We start from the raw sequence: 244 nt of genomic DNA, 5'->3' as shown, positions 1-244 counted from the left end.
AGCGTGCACCGCGGCGAACCGCTTCCACGTGCAGCGCGGGGTACTGGCCGAGTTCACCGATAAATTCGCCGCGGCCATGAAAGAGCAGGTCCGGATGGGGCCGGGGACCGATCCGGAGACCACGCTGGGCCCGCTGATCAACTCCGAACAGCTCAGCACGGTGTCGGAGTTGGTCGACGACGCGGTATCCGCTGGAGCGACTGTGCGCCTGGGCGGTAAGGCTCCCGGCGGCCCGGGCTGGTTC

General features: G+C 68.4%; 1 protein-coding gene. It reads left to right on the top strand.

Annotation, left to right across the window (positions count from 1 at the left end; translation table 11 throughout):
* A partial coding sequence (locus tag CUZ56_RS15415; RefSeq protein ID WP_126981209.1) for an aldehyde dehydrogenase family protein occupies window positions 1-244 on the top strand: 244 nt, incomplete at both ends.

It is taken from the genome of Saezia sanguinis (genome assembly GCF_003991585.1).
Taxonomy (GTDB): domain Bacteria; phylum Pseudomonadota; class Gammaproteobacteria; order Burkholderiales; family Burkholderiaceae_C; genus Saezia; species Saezia sanguinis.
The sequence above is the reverse complement of the archived record's forward strand: the minus strand, read 5'-3'. Positions and strand labels throughout refer to the sequence as shown.